At 66.6% G+C, this 15017-nt stretch carries 16 protein-coding genes; 8 read left to right on the plus strand and 8 right to left on the minus strand.

Annotated elements, in window-relative coordinates:
- Positions 1-5 precede the first annotated feature (5 nt).
- The 6 genes from ACQR1F_RS20550 to ACQR1F_RS20575 all read left to right on the plus strand — a co-directional run bounded on the left by ACQR1F_RS20550 (position 6) and on the right by ACQR1F_RS20575 (position 4673).
- Positions 6-962, plus strand: a complete 957-nt coding sequence (locus ACQR1F_RS20550) for an aliphatic sulfonate ABC transporter substrate-binding protein (protein ID WP_434913734.1) — start codon at positions 6-8, stop codon at positions 960-962.
- Between the two features lie 35 nt (positions 963-997).
- Positions 998-2173 (plus strand): FMNH2-dependent alkanesulfonate monooxygenase, encoded by a 1176-nt coding sequence (gene ssuD, locus ACQR1F_RS20555; protein WP_434881286.1) that lies wholly within the window; start codon positions 998-1000, stop codon positions 2171-2173.
- Positions 2170-2976 (plus strand): aliphatic sulfonate ABC transporter permease SsuC, encoded by an 807-nt coding sequence (gene ssuC, locus ACQR1F_RS20560; RefSeq protein ID WP_316182359.1) that lies wholly within the window; start codon positions 2170-2172, stop codon positions 2974-2976. The genes ssuD and ssuC overlap by 4 nt, the downstream gene beginning before the upstream one ends.
- A 10-nt stretch (positions 2977-2986) precedes the next feature.
- The gene (locus ACQR1F_RS20565) at positions 2987-3847 is read left to right on the plus strand and encodes an ATP-binding cassette domain-containing protein (protein WP_315803354.1); all 861 of its coding nucleotides are present in this window, start codon (positions 2987-2989) and stop codon (positions 3845-3847) included.
- Positions 3848-3861: 14 nt separating this feature from the next.
- Positions 3862-4437: a flavin reductase family protein gene (locus ACQR1F_RS20570; RefSeq protein WP_434894110.1), complete on the plus strand. Its 576-nt coding sequence runs from the start codon at positions 3862-3864 to the stop codon at positions 4435-4437.
- Between the two features lie 80 nt (positions 4438-4517).
- Positions 4518-4673 (plus strand): hypothetical protein, encoded by a 156-nt coding sequence (locus ACQR1F_RS20575; RefSeq protein WP_284421132.1) that lies wholly within the window; start codon positions 4518-4520, stop codon positions 4671-4673.
- 444 nt (positions 4674-5117) lie between these two features.
- On the opposite strand, the gene flbD is transcribed toward ACQR1F_RS20575, so the two are convergent.
- The 8 genes from flbD to ACQR1F_RS20615 form a co-directional block, all read right to left on the minus strand.
- Complete coding sequence (gene flbD / locus ACQR1F_RS20580; protein ID WP_315803356.1) at positions 5118-6497, minus strand: sigma-54-dependent transcriptional regulator FlbD; 1380 nt, start codon at positions 6495-6497, stop codon at positions 5118-5120.
- Between the two features lie 53 nt (positions 6498-6550).
- The gene (gene fliN, locus ACQR1F_RS20585) at positions 6551-6898 is read right to left on the minus strand and encodes a flagellar motor switch protein FliN (protein WP_015669138.1); all 348 of its coding nucleotides are present in this window, start codon (positions 6896-6898) and stop codon (positions 6551-6553) included.
- Between the two features lie 30 nt (positions 6899-6928).
- Positions 6929-7552, minus strand: a complete 624-nt coding sequence (locus ACQR1F_RS20590) for a FliH/SctL family protein (protein WP_315803357.1) — start codon at positions 7550-7552, stop codon at positions 6929-6931.
- Positions 7552-8646 carry a flagellar motor switch protein FliG gene (fliG, locus tag ACQR1F_RS20595; RefSeq protein ID WP_315714167.1) on the minus strand — a complete coding sequence of 365 codons (1095 nt, stop codon included), beginning with the start codon at positions 8644-8646 and terminating at the stop codon, positions 7552-7554. The genes ACQR1F_RS20590 and fliG overlap by 1 nt, the downstream gene beginning before the upstream one ends.
- Before the next feature lie 44 nt (positions 8647-8690).
- Positions 8691-10289 carry a flagellar basal-body MS-ring/collar protein FliF gene (fliF, locus tag ACQR1F_RS20600; protein ID WP_315803358.1) on the minus strand — a complete coding sequence of 533 codons (1599 nt, stop codon included), beginning with the start codon at positions 10287-10289 and terminating at the stop codon, positions 8691-8693.
- 335 nt (positions 10290-10624) lie between these two features.
- Positions 10625-10900: a DUF1153 domain-containing protein gene (locus tag ACQR1F_RS20605; RefSeq protein WP_002714638.1), complete on the minus strand. Its 276-nt coding sequence runs from the start codon at positions 10898-10900 to the stop codon at positions 10625-10627.
- A gap of 249 nt (positions 10901-11149) precedes the next feature.
- Entirely contained in the window at positions 11150-11848 is a 699-nt protein-coding gene (locus ACQR1F_RS20610; RefSeq protein ID WP_315803359.1) for a flagellar hook capping FlgD N-terminal domain-containing protein, read from the minus strand.
- Between the two features lie 12 nt (positions 11849-11860).
- Positions 11861-13459 carry a flagellar hook-length control protein FliK gene (locus ACQR1F_RS20615; protein ID WP_434913735.1) on the minus strand — a complete coding sequence of 533 codons (1599 nt, stop codon included), beginning with the start codon at positions 13457-13459 and terminating at the stop codon, positions 11861-11863.
- On the opposite strand from ACQR1F_RS20615, the gene ACQR1F_RS20620 reads away from it, so the two are divergent.
- Both ACQR1F_RS20620 and mnmA read left to right on the plus strand, forming a co-directional pair.
- The gene (locus ACQR1F_RS20620; protein WP_315803361.1) at positions 13446-13673 is read left to right on the plus strand and encodes a hypothetical protein; all 228 of its coding nucleotides are present in this window, start codon (positions 13446-13448) and stop codon (positions 13671-13673) included. The genes ACQR1F_RS20615 and ACQR1F_RS20620 overlap by 14 nt on opposite strands.
- A gap of 142 nt (positions 13674-13815) precedes the next feature.
- Entirely contained in the window at positions 13816-15012 is a 1197-nt protein-coding gene (mnmA, locus tag ACQR1F_RS20625) for a tRNA 2-thiouridine(34) synthase MnmA (RefSeq protein WP_434894108.1), read from the plus strand.
- Positions 15013-15017 lie beyond the last annotated feature (5 nt).

A 15017-nucleotide genomic window follows, 5' to 3' on the forward strand; every position in this document is an offset into this window, starting at 1 on the left:
GGGCAATGAAGCGTCGCGATTTTCTCAAACTGTCATTGGCATCAGCTGCGGTGATGAGCTGCGCGGCGCCGCTGCGCGCCGAGGAAAGGCCGAAGGAGATCCGCATCGGCACCCAGAAGGGCGGCTTCTTCCCCGCCGTGAAGGCGCGCCGCACCATCGAGGAGACGTTCAAGCCTCTCGGCATCGAGATCGTCTGGGTCGATTTCCAGTTCGGTCCGCCGCTGCTTGAGGCCATCAATGTCGGCAGCGTCGATTTCGGCTATGTCGGCGACGCGCCGCCGATCTTCGCGCAGGCCGCGGGCGCCAAGATCCGCTACGCCGCCGCCGTCAAGCAGAACGGCAGCAGCCAGGCGATCGTGGTGCAGAAGGATTCGCCGATCAGGACGCTTGCCGATCTCAAGGGCAAGCGCGTCGCCTTCGGCAAGGGCTCGAGCGCGCACAATCTGCTGGTCGCAGCACTCGAGAAGGCGGGCCTGTCGTGGAGCGACATCACGCCGGCGCCGCTCGCGCCGGCCGATGCCACCGCGGCCTTCGTCAAGGGCTCGGTGGACGCGTGGTCGATCTGGGATCCGTACCTCGCGCTCGCCGAGCTGAAGGAGAATGCACGGGTGATCGCGTGGGACAAGGACGTGCATAAGCCGAACTCGTTCTACATCGTGGGCTCCGACTTCGTTGAGAAGTATCCCGCCATCGTCGCCAGGCTGAACGCCGCGTTCGCCGCCGAGGGCATCTGGGCCAACAGCCATCACGACGAGGTGGCCAAGGCGCAGGCCGAGGCGACCGGCGTCGACATCGCGGCGGTCAGGCGCTTCGTCGACCGTTCGGTCTACAGCGTCGTGCCGCTCGACGACGACATCATCAGGAGCCAGCAGGCGGTGGCGGATCGGTTCGCCCGCGTCGGCCTCATTCCGAAACAGGTCAACGTCAGCGACATCGTCTGGAAGTGGACGCCGTCCACCTGACGCCTGATCGCCATCCCAATCCGAAAGAGACTGACATGAGTAACGCTTCGAAGCCCAACGTGCTGTGGTTCCTGCCGACCCATGGCGACGGCCGCTATCTCGGCACCTCGCAGGGCGGCCGCGAGGTCAACTTCAACTATCTGCGCCAGGTCGCGCAGGCCGCCGATCAGCTCGGCTATTACGGCGTGCTGATCCCGACAGGACGGAGCTGCGAGGATTCCTGGATCGTGGCCTCGGCGGTGGCGCCGTTCACCGAGCGGCTGCGCTATCTCGTCGCGGTGCGGCCCGGCCTGCAATCGCCGGCGGTGGCCGCGCGCATGACCGCGACGCTCGACCGCGTCAGCAACGGCCGGCTGCTGGTCAACGTCGTCACCGGCGGCGATCCGGTCGAGAACAAAGGCGACGGCATCTTCCTGTCGCATGAGGAGCGCTACGAGGTCACGCGCGAATTCCTGACCGTCTACAACGCGCTGCTCGAAGGCGAGGCGGTCAACTTCAGCGGCAAGCATATCACGGTGGAGGACGGCCGGCTGCTGTTCCCGCCGGTGCAGTCGCCGCGGCCGCCGCTGTTCTTCGGCGGCTCGTCGGATGCCGGCATCGACGTCGCGGTAGACACCGTCGAGAAGTATCTCACCTGGGGCGAGCCGCCGGCCGATGTCGCGGCCAAGATCGCCAAGGTGAAGGCCGTCGCCGACAGTCGCGGCCGCAAGCTGTCGTTCGGCATCCGCTTGCATGTGATCGTGCGCGAGACCAATGACGAGGCGTGGGCGGCCGCCGACGACCTGATCAAGCACGTCACCGACGACACCATCGCCTCGGCGCAGAAGATTTTTGCCCGCATGGATTCGGTCGGGCAGCAGCGGATGTCGCAGCTTCACGGCGGCCGACGCGACAAGCTCGAGATCAGCCCGAACCTGTGGGCCGGCGTCGGCCTGGTCCGCGGCGGCGCCGGCACGGCGCTGGTCGGCGATCCCGACACGGTGGCGGCGCGCATCCGCGAGTACCAGGATCTCGGCATCGATACCTTCATCCTCTCGGGCTATCCGCATCTCGAGGAAGCCTACCGCTTCGCCGAGCTGGTGTTTCCCAAGCTTGGCTTGAATGTGTCGGAGCGGACGGGCAACGTCACCAGGCTCCGCACCAATACCGGCCCGTTCGGCGAGACCATCGCCAACGAGCACCGTCCGTTGCAGAGGGCCTCGCAATCATGAGTCTGATCGAAAGTGTTCCCAAGGTCCGCAGGCTGGCGGTGCCGCGCGCGGATGGGCTGATCCCCTGGCTGGTGCCGCTCGCGATCATCCTGATCTGGCAGGCGGCCTCGGCCGCCGGCCTGGTCTCGCCACGCGTGCTGCCGGCGCCGAGCGACGTGGCGCGCGCCGGCTGGAAGCTGCTGTGGTCGGGCGAGCTCGGCCGCAACATCTGGGTCAGCTTCTGGCGCGCCTCGATCGGTTTTTTGATCGGCGGCGGCATCGGCTTCGCCTTCGGTCTGGCCAACGGCCTGTCGCAACTGTCGGCGAAGCTGACCGACACCACTCTGCAGATGATCCGCAACGTGCCGCATCTGGCGCTGATCCCGCTGGTCATCCTGTGGTTCGGCATCGACGAGAGCGCCAAGCTGTTTCTGGTGGCGCTCGGCGTGTTCTTTCCGGTCTACCTGAATACGCTGCACGGGATTCGCACGGTCGATCCGCAACTCATTGAAATGGGCCGCGTCTACGGCATGTCCGACCGCGAGCTGTTTCGCCGGGTGATCTTCCCCGGCGCACTGCCGTCGATCTTCGTCGGCCTGCGCTTCGCGCTCGGCATCATGTGGCTCACCCTGATCGTCGCCGAGACGATCGCGGCGTCCTCGGGCCTCGGCTACATGGCGATGCAGGCGCGCGAGTTCATGCAGATCGATGTCGTCGTGCTCTCCATCCTGATCTACGCCCTGCTGGGCAAGGTCGCCGACAGCGCCTCGCGGGTGCTGGAGCGGCTGACGCTGTCCTGGCATCCGGCCTTCAGCAAGCATTGAGGTTCTGGAAATGCAGCAAGCGCTCCGAATTCCCGTCTCCGGTGTGGAGGCGATCGACGGCCCCGATGTGATCGGGCATGCTGAGGCTTTCCGCCCCGTGAGGAAGCACAGCGTGAGTCCGGCCCAACCCGAGACACGCGGCCTGCCGCTCGTGATCCGCGATCTCCGCAAGGCGTTCGGCGACAACGAGGTGCTGCGCGGCATCGACCTGGAGATCGCGGCCGGCCAGTTCGTCGCCGTCGTCGGCCAGAGCGGCTGCGGCAAGAGCACGCTGCTGCGGCTGATTGCCGGCCTCGACAAGCCGACGTCGGGCACGATCAGCTTCGGCGAAGCGGCCGCGCGGCCCGAGGACGTCCGCGTCATGTTCCAGGAACCGCGGCTGCTGCCATGGGCGCGGGTGCTCGCCAATGTCGAGGTCGGGCTCGGCCGCGAGCGCAAGGCCGCCGGCGCGCATGAGCGGGCGCGGCGGGCGCTCGACGAGGTGGGTCTCGCCGACAAGCGCGACCAATGGCCGGCGGTGCTGTCCGGCGGCCAGAAGCAGCGCGTCGCGCTGGCGCGCGCGCTGGTCAGCGGTCCGCGCCTGCTGGCGTTCGACGAGCCGCTCGGCGCGCTGGACGCGCTGACGCGGATCGCGATGCAGCGGCTGCTGGAGCGGGTCTGGGCCGATCAAACCTTCACCGCAATCCTGGTCACCCATGACGTTGCGGAAGCCGTGGCCCTCGCTGATCGCGTCCTCGTCATCGAGAGCGGCCGGATCGCCGAGGACATCAGCGTCGATCTGCCGCGCTCGCGCCAGCGCGGCTCTGCCGAGCTTGCGGCGCTGGAAGGCTCGATCCTGGGCCAGTTGCTTGGACCGGGCACGACGGGGTAGGAAAGGTCAACGCAATGAACTCCATCGTCCGTCACATGCCTGATGCCACGGCGCTCCAGCCGGATTTTCGCTCTGCGATGCGCCAACTGGTCGGAGGCGTCAGCGTCATCACGGTCGGACGCGGCGATGAGGTCACCGGCATGACGGTGAGCTCGCTGTCGTCACTTGCGGTCGAGCCTCCCTCCATCATCGTCAGCCTCAACCGCAACGCCTCGTCCTGGCCAATTCTGCAGCGGGAGGGCGTTTTTGGCGCCAATCTGCTGGCGGCGGATCAGATCGGCGTGGCCGAACGGTTTGCGGGTAAGGGTGGCTTGCGCGGCGTCGAACGTTTCGCAGGGGCGGAGTGGCGCAAACGGGTCACCGGTGTGCCGCTCCTCGTCGGAGCGCTCGCGACGCTGGATTGCGAGGTCGAGGAGATCATCGAGCGGCACTCCCATGCCATCGTGATCGGCAGAGTGGTCCATATCGATGTGGCGCCGCAGTCGGCGGCCCTGGCGTATTGGCATGGCAGCTATGTCGGGGTTGATCGCGACGACGGTCACGGTCGGCTCGCGGCCTTCAGCGTCCCGGATCCGCGGCTGACGCCGTAACGTTCCGACGCTCCCGGGGCGAGCTGGCAACTTTCCTGCGGACGCCTTAAAAGCCGCTGTCGGCGTCAGCAGCGGAAATCATGAAACGGATCGGAACCTGGGCTCTGTATGCGATCGGCACGGTCGCCATCCTCTATCTCGCGCTGTATGCGTACGCGGTCCTGACGCAGCGCGAGTTCACGCCCGGCGATCCCATTCACATCTTCCGCAATCCCGAGGCGCCGAACTATTCGTGAGGCTGTGCCCGGCGACGCCGCGCCGGCGTATTCTCGCGAACCCACGGATCCGCGGACTGTTCACAGTCCTGTAGCTGCATCCAATCGTTGGTCAGAAACTGCACGCGGCAGCGGCGCCACACTTTGATGTGTCCGCCATCCGGCGACGTCTCGACGTCGGATAGCGACAGCGTGGGCGGCCGCCAGCGATAGCTGCGTTCATTGTCCCAGCCGTCGCAGCCCTCCCTGCCACAGGCGATCGTTCGCGAGATCAGCTTGCCTTTTCCTGCGAAGCACCAGCTCCGGACGCCCCATTCCTGACCCGACGATGGGGTGACGAGCGGTGCGTGCGACGTCTGCTCCCAGCAGCCTGACAGCACGCCGCGCGTTGCGGCACCGGCCGGCGAAACGGCAAGCGGCGCGCCGAGGGCCAGCGCGCCGCCGAGAACGATCCGGATGGGCAGATTATACGGGGCTCGGCATGCGCGGCGTGTCGCCGGAGCCCGGCGGCGGGATCGGCACGCCGCCGTCGGCATATTCGTTGAGCTTGTTGCGCAACGTGCGGATCGAGATGCCCAAGATATTGGCCGCATGTGTCCGATTGCCCAGGCAGTGCTTCAGGGTCTCCAGGATCAGGTCACGTTCGACATCGGCGACCGTGCGGCCGACCAGGGCGCGCGTGACCTGTTCCGCCGCCATCGTAGCATGCGCGACGGCGGGTTGGGTCTTGCCGATGTCGAGGCGGGCGCCGTCGGGCGTGAGGATGGCATCCGGCCCGATCTCGTCGCCCTGTGCCATCAGCACCGCGCGATGCATCGTGTTCTCCAGCTCGCGCACGTTGCCCGGCCAGCGGTTGGTGGTGAGGATGCGCTTGGCCTCCGCCGAGATCGGCCGCAGCGGAACGGCATTGGCCTCGGAATATTTGCGCGCGAAATGCTGCGCCAGTTCGAGAATGTCGGCGGGGCGCTCGCGCAGCGGCGGGATCTTGAGGTTGACGACGTTGAGCCGGAACAGCAGGTCCTCGCGGAACGTGCCCTCGCGCACGGCGTCGGCCAGGTTGCGGTTGGAGGTCGCGATGATGCGGATGTCGACAGGGACGGGACGGGTGCCGCCGACGCGGTCGATCACGCGCTCCTGGATCGCGCGCAACAGCTTCGACTGCAGCCGCACGTCCATCTCCGAGATTTCGTCCAGCAGGAGCGTGCCGCCATTGGCCTCCTCGAACTTGCCGATGCGGCGGGCGACGGCACCGGTGAAGGCACCCTTCTCGTGGCCGAACAGCTCGGACTCCAGCAGGTGCTCAGGGATTGCGGCGCAGTTGATCGAGATGAAAGGACGCTTGGCGCGGGCCGAGCGGGTGTGGACGTAGCGCGCCAGCACCTCCTTGCCGGTGCCGGATTCGCCGGTGATCATCACCGAGGCGTCGGAGCCGGCGATCTGCTGGGCGAGCTTGATCACCTTGGCCATCGCCTCGTCGCGATAGACCAGATCGCGGCTGTCATTGGCGACAGCGGCGAGCACCGCCGCGATCAGCTCAGGATCCGGCGGCAGCGGAATGTATTCCTTGGCGCCGGCATGGATGGCGGCGACCGCGGCGCGGGCATCGCTGGTGATGCCGCAGGCCACGATCGGCACGTGGATGTGCTCGGCATCGAGCCGCATCACCAGGTCGCGGATGTCGAGCGCGACGTCGACCAGCAGCAGGTCGGCGCCCTTGCCGCCGCGCAGCACCCGCATCGCCTGCTCGTTGTCCTCGGCATGGGTGACGGTGGCGCCGTTCTCCATGGCGATCTTGGTGGCCGTCGTCAGCTGGCCCTTCAGCGTTCCGACGATGAGAAGCCGCATGTTGGTCTCCTATTCGGTCGTGCCGCTCTCGATCGGCACGCAGGTCATGTCTGTCAGTTGCGGTCGGACTTGATGATTTCGGTCATCGTCACACCGAGCTTGTCTTCGACCAGAACCACCTCGCCGCGTGCCACGAGCCGGTTGTTGACGTAGATGTCGATGGCTTCGCCGACCTTGCGGTCGAGTTCGAGCACGGTGCCGGGCCCGAGCTTCAGCAGCTCGCCGACATCCATCTTCGAGCGGCCGAGCACGGCCGAGACCTGAACCGGGACGTCGAACACCGCCTCGAGGTCGGCCGCGATGCGCGCAGCATGCTCTTCTTCATTGTAGCCGACGTCGCCGCCCAGCGGAGGCGCGTCCGCCGCATTGAGGTCGGGAAGCGGGATCTCGTTGTCGCTCATGACTTAAACTCCCTCGGCCACCACGGCGGCCTAGTTCTTCTTGGACGCCATGTAGCGTCCGACCAGCTCGTTGATCTTGGCGTCGATCGCAGCGCGCTCCAGCACGACCCCGCCATCGGCCCATTCGATACGGCAGTCGCCGGTCGCGATCTCCGGCTCGGCGAGGATGACGAGGCGCCCCTCGAAGCCGCTCTGCTTGGCGAGCTTCTCGATCTTCTCGCGGGCAAGCTCGTACAGCGCGTCGTTGATGCGCAGCACGAGGTGCGGCGTCGCCACCAGATGCGCGAAGCAGTCGTGCACGAGTCCGGTGATCTCGCCGAGCGGCTCCGCCTCGACCAGCGCCGCGCATAGCTTGCGGGCGACGGCGACCGCGACATCGACGGCCTCGGTTTCCATCCGCTGCTCGATGCCTTCGAAGCGTGCGGAGATGCCCTGCAATTGGATGTTGATCTGCTCCAGCGCCGAGGCGACGCGGCGGTCGGCCTCGACCTTGGCTTCGCGCTGCGCCGCCTCGTAGCCATTGCGATAGGCGGCGGCTTCGGCGGCCGCGACCTTCTGTGCGATCTCGGCGGAGGTGGCGGCAGCGCGCTCCCGCGTCGCCTTCTCCGGTGCGGCGAAGTCGGTATCGAACAGGAATTTCGCGGGCTGAGCCATCAATACACCAGTTCGTCGTCGGCGCGGTTCTTGCTGAGCATGATCTCGCCCTTGGCGGCGAGATCCTTGGCGAGGTTGACGAGCAGGGCCTGCGCCTCGTCGACGTCGCGCAGGCGCACCGGTCCCATCGCGGCCATGTCGTCCTGCAGCATCTTGGCGGCGCGGGAGGACATGTTGCCGAAGAAGAAGTTGCGCACCTCCTCGTTGGCGCTCTTCAGCGCCACCCCGAGCTTGTCCTTGTCGACGTTGCGCAGCAGCGTCTGGGCGGAAGCGGAGTCGAGCTTGATCAGGTCGTCGAAGGTGAACATCAGCGCCTTGATGCGCTCGGCGGATTCGCGATTCTCTTCTTCCAGCGAGGTGATGAAGCGGGTCTCGGTCTGGCGGTCGAAATTGTTGAAGATCTCGGCCATCACCTCGTGAGCGTCGCGGCGGCGGGTCTGCGACAGGTTGGACATGAACTCGACGCGCAGGGTCTGCTCGACGCGCTCGATGACCTCCTTCTGCACCGCTTCCATGCGCAGCATGCGGCCGATGACGTCGAGCGCCATGTCCTCGGGCAGGATCGCGAGCACGCGGGCGGCATGCTCCGGCTTCAGCTTGGACAGCACGACCGCGATGGTCTGCGGATATTCGTTCTTGAGGTAGTTGGCGAGCACCTCTTCCTGGACGTTGGAGAGCTTCTCCCACATGTTGCGGCCGGCGGGGCCGCGGATCTCGTCCATGATGCCGTTGACGCGTTCCGGCGGCAGGTATTGCTGCAGCAGGCGCTCGGTGGCGTCGAAATTGCCCATCAGCGCGCCGGAGGCTGACATGCGCGAGACGAATTCGAGCATCAGGTCCTCGACCACGTCGGCTTCGATGGTTCCCAGCGTCGACATCGCCAGCGACAGTTCACGCACCTCGTCGTCATCGAGCTGCTGCCAGATCTTGCCGCCGTACTGCTCGCCGAGGGCGAGCATCATCACCGCGGCGCGGCGCGGCCCGCTCAAGGGCTCGGTCTTCTCGCGCTGCGCCTGGCGGCTCGCCAAGGTCGCGATGACCGTGGAAATGTCGTTGTTGTTGGCGTTGGCGTTCTGGGTCTGCGGCAGCGACATGGCGTCTACGTTCTTTTCAGTTCAGGCGGTTCACGTCGATCGGGTCAGCTCTGCGGCTCGGCGAGCCACTGGCGGATGATGGCGGCGGCTTCGCCCGGGTTGCGGTCGGCCAGCTCGCCCACCCGGTGGACGGACTGAGCGTGGACCTGGCCCTGGACCTGGGCGACGTCGATCATGTTGGCGGTCTGCTGGGCGTGAGCGGCTGCCTGGATGGTTTCGTCGGTGAGCGCCGGCAGGCCGCCGCCCGGGACGGCGATCTCTTCGGTGGCGATGATCTTCTTCACCAGCGGCCGCACCACCATGAACACGACCACGATGCCGAGCAGCATCATCACCGCGAGCTCGATGACGTACATGACGTCATCCTTGGTGAAGTGGAGCATGCCGAGGAAGCCGGTGGGCTCGTTGATCTGCGGCACCGCGGGAGCGTCGGCGAATTTCAGGTTGACCACCTCGACCTGGTCGCCACGCTTCTGGTCGAAGCCGATGGCGGAGCGGACCAGTGCGGCGATGCGGTCGAGCTCGTCCTTGCTGCGCTCCTGATAGACCAGCTCGCCCTTTTCGTTCTTGGAATAGGCGCCGTCGACCAGAACCGCGACCGAGATGCGGTTGACCCGTCCGGCCTCGGTGACCTCCGTCTTGGTGGTGCGGGAAATCTCGTAATTGTTGGTCTCTTCGGTCTTCTTGCTCTGGTCCCGCGGCTGTTGCGGCGGCTGGTTCTGCTGGTTGCCCGGCAGCTCGTTGTTGACCGTGACCTGGCCGTTGTTCTCGTTGGTCGCCGACTGCTCTTCGCGGGTCTGGCTCGAGCGCAGCACGCGGCCTTCCGGATCGTAGCGGTCGGAGGTCTGGGTGATGCGGTTGTAGTCGAAATCGGCGGAAAGCTGGACGCGGGCGCGGCCCGCTCCGACCACCGAGGAGACGATGTCCTCGACCTGCTTGCGCATCCGCTTCTCGAAGGCGTTGCGACGCTCGTCGCCGACCTGCTGGTCGATGTCGGTCTGGGTGCCGTCGGCGAGCAACTGTCCGGCCTCGTCGACGATCGACACCCGCTGCGGCTTCAGGCCGTTGACGGCGGAGGCGACGAGGTGGCGGATGGCGCGGATCTGCGCCGGCTCGAGGGTGCCGCGCACGCGCACGACGATCGAGGCGGACGGCTCCGGGGTCTCGCGCGAGAACAGCGGCCGCTCGGGCAGGACGAGATGGACGCGCGCGGCCTGGACACGGTCGATGGCGCGGATGGTGCGGGCAAGCTCGCCTTCGAGCGCGCGGAGATGGTTGATGTTCTGGACGAAGCTCGTGGTGCCCAGCGCGTCCGACTTGTCGAAGATCTCGTAGCCGACGCCGCCGCCCTTGGGCAGGCCGCCCTCGGCGAGCTTCATGCGCAGCCGGGTCACCTTGTCCTTGGGCACCAGGATGACGCTGCCTTCATTGCGCATCTCGAAGGGAATGCCCTGCCGCTCCAGATCCTTGATGATGCTGGAGGAGTCTTCCATCGTCAGGTCGGTGAAGAGGGTGGTCATCTGCGGCGCGGTCACGCGCATGATGACGAAGCCGAAGAAGCCGATCAAAGCAGCGGTCACCGCGATCATGGCGGTGAGCCGCGCGGCGCCCAAACCCTTCAGGAAGTCCAAGAGACCTTGCAAGCAACTGCCCCATAGTTCGGCATTCGACGGGTGGCCGCTGAAAGGCGATGTGAGCTTCGCGGGCCTTTACGGCCGGTTGCATAGATCGCGAAATTCAATCCTTAACCTTCACCAGCACCCGCATTCCAGGTGGCGATCCGATGTCAGCCGCCACGTCCGCCAGTCGCAGAGGGGGCGCGGAGGTTGGATCGAACCGCTGGGCAATTATTGCCTATGGGAAGGTTTCGATATGGTTAACGATGGTTAAAGGGTCCTAACAAAGTGTAGACATGCAAAAAATCGGCTTGGCGGGGCCAAGCCGATTTTCGAACAAATCCCGTCGCGTCGGTAACGTCTTATTGGCGATATTGCTGAATTCGGGTGGTGCGCAGGCCGGCGAGACCATGCTGGTCGATCGAGAACTGCCACGACAGGAATTCGTCGACGGTCAGGGTGTAGCGGCTGCACGCTTCCTCGAGGGACAGCAAGCCGCCGCGAACGGCGGCAACGACTTCAGCCTTCCGGCGAATGACCCACCTCTTGGTGCCTGGCGCAGGCAAATCCGCGATGGTGAGCGGGCTGCCGTCAGGCCCGATGACGTATTTCACCCTCGGGCGATGGGGTTCTGTCATGGCGTACTCACAAACTCTTAACCACTGAACTCACGGTAAGACCCTACGCCGCCTCGCTTAAAATTTGCCTAAGCGAAGGGCGCGAATCCGGCGCTATGCGCGAACGCCGCCACTTCCGGTGGCGCTGCGCCCCGGGAGCGGAATCGTGGTAAATGATTGGTTAAGAATTTCCGGCGCTTACGCTGACATGTCGCCGCGGCGGCTGAGCTTGTTCGAGCTCAGCCGGGATCGGTTCAGACGGGGCGGGAGCTAGCTCACGATCCGCTGGATCTGGTTCACCGTATAGGTCTGGCCGCCGATCGACAGCAGCGGCGGCTGCTGGGTCAGGTCGACTGAGGATACGGTGCCCTTGACCTGGGTCGAGATGGCCACCGGCGAACCGTTCGTTGCATCGGTGCCGACCACCGTGATCTTGTATTGCCCGTCCGGCCATTGGGTGCCGTCATTGCCCTGGCCGTTCCAATTATAGGTCTGGTTGTCGCCGGCGCTCGCCGAATATTTGCCGCTGAAGACGGTCTGGCCGACGCTGTTGGTGATGCTCACCGTCAGGTTGCTGTCCTTCGGAATGCTGAGATCCCAGCTCGCTTGCCCGTTGGTCATGGTCGTCGTCGAGCCGTTCACCACCGCTGTCTTGCCGACGAAGGCGAGCGCCTGGGTCGCCTGCGTCGTCTGCTGCATCGTGAGCAGCGATGCGAGCTGGTCGTTGGTCTTGAGCTGCTGCTCGACGCCGGCGAACTGCACGAGCTGCTGGGTGAACTGGTTGGTGTCCAGCGGATCCAACGGATTCTGGTTCTGCAACTGCGTCGTCAGCAGCGTCAGGAAGGTCTGGAAATTGCCGGCAATGGTCGAGCCTGCGCTCGAGCCGAGGCTGCTGTTGCCGGTTGACGAATTGGTGTTGGTCGTGCCCGAGACCGGCGGGGGTGCCGTGATCGCGTCGCCGATTGCCATGGAAGCCTCCTGTTAAACCCTGATATCCACGCCGCCTTGCGCGCCGAACATCCGTCCATAGGACCGTCCGGCGAGCTGGACCGGGACGTTTTCGTCCTCGGTCACGATCAGGCGTTGTGCGTTGCCATTCTGTTGATAATCGCCGCCATTCTGGCCGGACGAGTTCTGGTCGCGCAGCGAGAACTGCAATCCGCTGTTGTTGCTCTTGAGGCCGGCGTCCTGCAGCGCCTGCTGGAGCTGCGGCGCCGTCTGCTGCAGCATCGCCAGCGTCTCCGGCTTCTCGACCCGCAGATGCGAGGTCACCTGGCCGTTGCGGTCGACGTCGATGCGGACGTCGATGCGGCCGAGCTCGGCCGGATCCAGTCGGATCTCGAAGCGGCTCTTGCCGTTGAGCGCGGAGGCTGCGATCTCGACGGCAAGCCCATGAAGCGGCACAGCGGCCGCCGTGGCGGCTGTCGCGGTCAGGTTGGCCGAGGTGATCTGGCTGGTCGATGCGGCCGGCGTCGACAGCTGGGGCTGCAACGCGGCCGTGGCCTGTGCACTCGGATCCGGCGCCGGCCCGTTGGTCTGGCTGGTCGTCGGCGCGGCGTTGCGATCATGTGAGGCCGGTGCCTGCACGTTGCCATTCGCCTTCCCATCGCCGGCCTCGACGGAGTCCGGCTTGGCTGCAACAGCGGGCTGTTGCGCGAGCGCGCCATGGCCCGGCTGCTGAGTGGACTGGACGTTGCCATTGCCAGTTTCGGTGACCTTGCCGGCTGCGCCGTCGGCGAGCCCCGTCTTGGTCTGGGTGCCCGGCTTGCCCGTCGTCTTGGTGCTGCCGGGAACCGCCGCATCGAGCGCGGCGGTGAAGCTCTGATCGGCAGATGCGGCAGCGTCGCCGGAGGCCGCCGCTGCCGTCTCCGGCGTCGTCGCGGTGGATCCGGCTCCGTCGGCATCCTTGGCCGCCCCGGTGGATTTGGCTGCGGCCGCCAGCAGGCCCGCCGCGGCATCGACCGAGCCCTGCGGGCCAACACCGGGCACTCCGACGGGAGCGGCCGCACCGGGCGCATTGGTTTTGCCGTCGCCGTCCGCCGTGCCATCGCCGGTGGCGGGGTTGGCGAGGGTGATCTCGGGCTGGATGGCGACGGCGACCGGCGTCGGCACGGCCACGGTCGGCCCGGCTACAGCGGTCGTCGCGGCGCTCGCATCCGTGCCGGCCTGATCGCCGTCCTTCTTGTCGCCCGTCTTGCCGTCGCTGGTCTTGCTGTCGGCGGTCCCGGCCGCATCGGTTTTGGTCGACGTGCCGGCGCTCGCGTCGCCCGGGGTATCCGAACCGCTGTCGTCGGCGCGCGCGGTGCTGCCGTCGGCCTTGTCCGCCGGCTTGTCCTGCGACCTGGCCTGGGTGGTGCGATCGGCGTCGCCGGCCCGCGCCGGCTCGCGGCTCGGGGTGGAAGCGCTGGCGGCGCGCGGCGACGCGGAGGTGGGCGGCGACGCTGTCGACGGATCCGGAGTCGCGGCGTCGACCAGCGCCGAGAAGCTGTCGGACGGCTGCGGAGCGTCCTGACGGGACTGTCTCGGCGCCGTGGTCTTGAGAACCGTGCCTGCCTGGATGTCTGACGTGACGCTGAACACCTTGGACCCTCTCGCGATGAACTCGACCAAGCAGTTCAGCAAGGAGCGGGCCAAGCCGGGGTTGCAGAAAATCGCCAACAAATTCAGGTTCTTATGGAATCAATCGGGGCGCGGGCCGCAGCCCTCGTCCTCGCCATTTCTGCCCGGCCGGCAAGATTTGCCGCCGGCATCTGCGACCGGCGCAATTGCTTCGCAGGAAGTGCGCCTATATTAGAGACAGATGCTTTCGTGTTGTTTCCGATCAGGACATCCTGTCCGGAGATCGCCCGAAGCAAGCCATCCGCAAAGACGGCGCATGCGAGGCGTTCCCGCGCCGGGAACCCGTTGCCTGACGCCGCGATCGCAGTGACCGGATCATGCTCAACAGTCTCGATCTCGAAGGCCGTCCCGAAGACACCAGGGTCGTCGTCGCCATGTCCGGCGGCGTGGACTCCTCGGTGACGGCCGCGCTGTTGAAGTCGGAAGGCTACGACGTCGTCGGCATCACTCTGCAGCTCTACGATCACGGCGCGGCGACGCACCGCAAGGGCGCGTGCTGCGCCGGCCAGGACATCCACGATGCCCGCAACGTTGCCGAGCGCCTCGGCATCCCGCATTACGTGCTGGACTACGAAGATCGCTTCCGCGAGTCGGTGATCGACAATTTCGCCGCCAGCTACGCTTCGGGCGAGACGCCGGTGCCGTGCATCGAGTGCAACCGCGCGATCAAGTTCGGCGATCTCCTGAAGACCGCGCGCGAGCTCGGCGCCTCCGTGCTCGCCACCGGCCATTACGTCGCCTCGCGGCGGCTGGCGGACGGATCGCGCGCGCTCATCTGCGCGGCGGACAGCGATCGCGACCAGAGCTACTTCCTGTTCGCGACCACGCGCGAGCAGCTCGATTACCTGCGCTTTCCGCTCGGCGACATGACCAAGCCGGAGGTGCGCGAGCTCGCGCGCCGCTTCGGCCTGGAGGTCGCCGACAAGCACGACAGCCAGGACATCTGCTTCGTGCCGACCGGCCGCTACACCGACATCATCGGCAAGCTGCGCCCGAACGCGATGGAGCCGGGCGAGATCGTCGATCTCAGCGGCCGCGTGCTCGGCGCGCATCACGGCATCGCCAACTACACGATCGGCCAGCGCAAGGGCCTCGGCATCGCTGCCGGCGCGCCGCTCTACGTCGTCAAGCTGGACGTCGCCACCCGCCGCGTCGTGGTCGGCCCGCGCGAGGCGCTGCGCACGCATCGCATCACGCTCCGCGAGGTCAACTGGATCGGTGATGGCGCGCTCGACGCGGCCGCGCGCGAGGGCCTCGAATTGTTCGTGCGGGTGCGCTCGACGCGGCCGCCGCAGCCGGCCTGGCTGCGCGGTGCGGACGGCCGTTACGAGGTCGAGCTCGTTGCCGGTGAAGAGGGCGTCTCGCCGGGCCAGGCCTGCGTGTTCTACGATGCCGCGTCCGGCCGCGCCCGCGTGCTCGGTGGCGGCTTCATCCAGAGCGCTGTTGCGGAAAGCAGCAGCTTGGGCGGCAACGCGATCAGGCCGCAGCGCGTGGCCGAGCCGGTCCGCGGCTGATCAGC

This window comes from Bradyrhizobium sp. HKCCYLS3013, from assembly GCF_051167615.1.
Classification (GTDB): Bacteria; Pseudomonadota; Alphaproteobacteria; order Rhizobiales; family Xanthobacteraceae; genus Bradyrhizobium.

Bases quoted from the DNA above. Each gene is read 5' to 3' on its own strand.
- ACQR1F_RS20550 (WP_434913734.1), top strand. From the start codon at position 6: ATGAAGCGTCGCGATTTTCTCAAACTGTCATTGGCATCAGCTGCGGTG.
- ssuD (WP_434881286.1), top strand. From the start codon at position 998: ATGAGTAACGCTTCGAAGCCCAACGTGCTGTGGTTCCTGCCGACCCAT.
- ssuC (WP_316182359.1), top strand. From the start codon at position 2,170: ATGAGTCTGATCGAAAGTGTTCCCAAGGTCCGCAGGCTGGCGGTGCCG.
- ACQR1F_RS20565 (WP_315803354.1), top strand. From the start codon at position 2,987: ATGCAGCAAGCGCTCCGAATTCCCGTCTCCGGTGTGGAGGCGATCGAC.
- ACQR1F_RS20570 (WP_434894110.1), top strand. From the start codon at position 3,862: ATGAACTCCATCGTCCGTCACATGCCTGATGCCACGGCGCTCCAGCCG.
- ACQR1F_RS20575 (WP_284421132.1), top strand. From the start codon at position 4,518: ATGAAACGGATCGGAACCTGGGCTCTGTATGCGATCGGCACGGTCGCC.
- flbD (WP_315803356.1), bottom strand. From the start codon at position 6,497: ATGCGGCTTCTCATCGTCGGAACGCTGAAGGGCCAGCTGACGACGGCC.
- fliN (WP_015669138.1), bottom strand. From the start codon at position 6,898: ATGAGCGACAACGAGATCCCGCTTCCCGACCTCAATGCGGCGGACGCG.
- ACQR1F_RS20590 (WP_315803357.1), bottom strand. From the start codon at position 7,552: ATGGCTCAGCCCGCGAAATTCCTGTTCGATACCGACTTCGCCGCACCG.
- fliG (WP_315714167.1), bottom strand. From the start codon at position 8,646: ATGTCGCTGCCGCAGACCCAGAACGCCAACGCCAACAACAACGACATT.
- ACQR1F_RS20605 (WP_002714638.1), bottom strand. From the start codon at position 10,900: ATGACAGAACCCCATCGCCCGAGGGTGAAATACGTCATCGGGCCTGAC.
- ACQR1F_RS20610 (WP_315803359.1), bottom strand. From the start codon at position 11,848: ATGGCAATCGGCGACGCGATCACGGCACCCCCGCCGGTCTCGGGCACG.
- mnmA (WP_434894108.1), top strand. From the start codon at position 13,816: ATGCTCAACAGTCTCGATCTCGAAGGCCGTCCCGAAGACACCAGGGTC.